Origin of the sequence: Gemmiger formicilis (genome assembly GCF_016901605.1) — a bacterium.
Lineage (GTDB): Bacteria > Bacillota > Clostridia > Oscillospirales > Ruminococcaceae > Gemmiger > Gemmiger formicilis_B.
This window is the reverse complement of record NZ_JACJKP010000508.1, coordinates 1-365: the sequence shown is the minus strand read 5'-3', so window position 1 is coordinate 365 and position 365 is coordinate 1. Positions and strand designations below refer to the sequence as shown.

At 59.2% G+C, this 365-nt stretch carries 1 protein-coding gene; it reads left to right on the top strand.

All coding sequences use genetic code 11. The features are described 5' to 3' along the window. Nucleotides 1–284 (top strand): Fur family transcriptional regulator (locus H6B10_RS15680; protein ID WP_204652386.1); only part of this gene is annotated, 284 nt, incomplete at its 5' end. Nucleotides 285–365 lie beyond the last annotated feature (81 nt).

The window sequence follows — 365 nt, the reverse complement described above, 5'->3', positions numbered from 1 at the left end:
AGCAAATGCCGCACATTGCACGCGGTACCGTGTACCGCAATCTGAAAATGATGGAGCGTGACGGGGAAGTTGCCCACCTGGAAATGGCCGGCGGCCCGGACCGCTACGACTGTAACCCGGTTCCCCACGGGCATCTTTTGTGCGACAGCTGCGGCGAACTGAGTGATTTGCCGGTGGTGGGGCTGATGCGCGAAGTGGAAGCCGCCATCGGCACCGAAGTCCGCGGCTACACACTGACCATCCATTACCTTTGCCCCAAATGCCGCGCCAAAAATGCGCAGTGAATCCCGCGCCGTACGGCCATGCTTGCCGTGCGGCGCGTTTTGCTGTATACTGGCCTTATTATAAAGGAAACGGGGTACAGT